The following is a 2281-nucleotide window of genomic DNA, read 5'->3' as shown; positions in this document are numbered from 1 at the left end:
TTGAAATCCCAAAAAATGCACACTTTTTCCGGTATACCCTTCAAAACCCTTGCACTAATTTCTGTGTTTATCAGCCTCTAACCTTTGATATATCAAGGTTTTAGGTTTATTCAGCAAACCCTATTTACACTTGAATGAGGATATCAAGCAATGACACAGACACAAGTTGCAGTATCTTTATATGAGCAAGATTATTTACTGTGGATTGAAGATACAGTCAATAAGTTACGGAGTAGAGATATTGAGGGGTTAGATTTTGAGAATCTGATTGAGGAGATAGAGAGTTTGGGGCGATCGGACAAACGAGAACTAGAAAATCGGCTAGAAGAGCTTTTGGAGCATATCCTCAAGCGAAAATACGTAAATATGCCCGATTGTTATCGCGGGTGGGTAGAATCAATCATTAAACAAAGGAATGGACTCAGAAAGTTACTCAAAAATTCACCCAGTCTCAAGCCTTATTTTAGCCAAGTGTTTGATGAAGCTTACGCAGAAGCTCTGAAAATTGTCCGCAATGGTTATCCGCAGTGTGAGTTTCCTGATACATGGCTTTTTAGCCGTGATCTTGAAGCGATGTTGAATGTGGATTTTTGGGAATAGTTAAATAGTTAAAAATATTTATTTACACTTGAATGAGGATATCAAGCAATGACACAGACACAAATTGCAGTATCTTTATATGAGCAAGATTATTTACTGTGGATTGAAGATACAGTCAATAAGTTACGGAGTAGGGATATTGAGGGGTTAGATTTTGAGAATCTGATTGAGGAGATAGAGAGTTTGGGGCGATCGCAAAAACACGAACTTGAAAACCGGCTAGGAGAACTTCTTGAACATCTTCTCAAGCGGACTTATGTAAATATGCCTGATTGTTATCGTGGTTGGGTAGAATCCATTGATAAGCAAAGGGTATCTCTGAAGCGATTACTCAAACAAGCACCGAGTTTAAAGCCCTATTTTCACGAAGTTTTTGATGAAGTTTACGAAGATACTCTCAAAATTGTGCGTCGGGGTTATCCGCAGTGCGAGTTTCCTGATACATGGCCATTTAGTCCTGATCTTGAAGCGATGCTGAATGTGGATTTTTGGGAAGATTAAAAATGAGAAATCCTCATGTAGACAATCTCGAGTTTTTTCTATCTTGAAGGACGGTTAAGTTTTTCTGCCACCCTCCAAAACTCAACCTCAAGGGTTTTCAGCCCATTTTCTTATAAAGATCGAGATTTGAAGATAGCCAGTGAGTGACATCAAGTGGGTAGAATATAACCGCAGTAGTATAGAGCAGGTATATCTAGCCCGTGAAGATATTTGTATATCATACTCCAGAATTAACCCCAACTGAGGCAACGCCAGAATGCGCGATCGCTGTTGATGTTTTGCGAGCCACTAGCACAATAGCGACAGTGTTAGCGGCTGGAGGCGAGGCAGTGCAAGTTTTTAGTGATTTAGATCAACTCATGGCAGTGAGTGAACAATGGCCTGCCGAAAAACGATTACGGGCTGGAGAAAGAGGCGGCGCAAAAGTGTCTGGCTTTGAGTTGGGTAACTCGCCCCTAGATTGCACAGCAGAATTAGTACAAGGGCGACGCTTGTTTATCAGTACCACTAATGGTACTCGTGCCTTACAGCGCATTCAACAAGCTCCTATTGTTCTTGCAGCAGCTTTAATTAATCGGTCTGCGGTGGTGAAATTTCTCTTAGAAAAACAACCAGAAACCATTTGGATCGTTGGTTCAGGTTGGGAAGGTAGTTTTTCTTTAGAGGATACTGTTTGTGCAGGTGCGATCGCTCATAGTATTTGGCAACAAACCGATTCTTCCCTGGAAGAAATAGCTGGGAATGATGAAGTTACCAGTGCGATCGCTCTTTATTCACAATGGCAAAATGACTTACTGGGATTATTCCATCAAGCTAGTCACGGTAAGCGATTATTACGCCTGGAATGTTTAGAAGATTTAAAATATTGCTCCCAAACCGATATTTTAGATGTTTTACCAATGCAACACGAAGCAGGTGTTTTAAAAAGTCAGAATCAGTAAGGAGGCAGGAGTTATGTATTTTGGATTTTGGATTTTGGATTTTGGATTGTTTTTGTAGTCTCCAATCTAAAATCTAAAATCTAAAATCTAAAATTTATCTCCCTATCTCCCTTACTTAGGGGTTGCTGAGAAAGTCTTTCCGTGAGGGCATAGGAGTCAGGAGTCAGGAGTCAGGAGTCAGGAGAAGATTTGAAAATTTCTTTGCCATCTCTTGAAATCCCAAAAAATGCACACTTTTT

The 2281-nt window shown here is 40.2% G+C and carries 3 protein-coding genes; all 3 read left to right on the top strand.

Annotation, left to right across the window (positions count from 1 at the left end):
* The first annotated feature begins 150 nt into the window (after positions 1–150).
* Positions 151–600 (top strand): DUF29 domain-containing protein, encoded by a 450-nt coding sequence (locus FFR48_RS27355; protein ID WP_137669521.1) that lies wholly within the window; start codon positions 151–153, stop codon positions 598–600.
* A 48-nt stretch (positions 601–648) separates the two neighbouring features.
* Positions 649–1101, top strand: a complete 453-nt coding sequence (locus FFR48_RS27350) for a DUF29 domain-containing protein (RefSeq protein WP_096567762.1) — start codon at positions 649–651, stop codon at positions 1099–1101.
* Positions 1102–1301: 200 nt separating this feature from the next.
* Entirely contained in the window at positions 1302–2042 is a 741-nt protein-coding gene (locus tag FFR48_RS27345; RefSeq protein ID WP_096567764.1) for a 2-phosphosulfolactate phosphatase family protein, read from the top strand.
* Positions 2043–2281 lie beyond the last annotated feature (239 nt).

Source organism: Sphaerospermopsis reniformis, assembly GCF_005402885.1.
Classification (GTDB): Bacteria; Cyanobacteriota; Cyanobacteriia; order Cyanobacteriales; family Nostocaceae; genus Sphaerospermopsis; species Sphaerospermopsis kisseleviana.
This window is presented reverse-complemented; position numbering and strand designations above follow the sequence as displayed.

What these genes read in the sequence shown, in the direction of transcription:
- FFR48_RS27355 (WP_137669521.1), top strand. Translation starts at nt 151, where the DNA reads ATGACACAGACACAAGTTGCAGTATCTTTATATGAGCAAGATTATTTA.
- FFR48_RS27350 (WP_096567762.1), top strand. Translation starts at nt 649, where the DNA reads ATGACACAGACACAAATTGCAGTATCTTTATATGAGCAAGATTATTTA.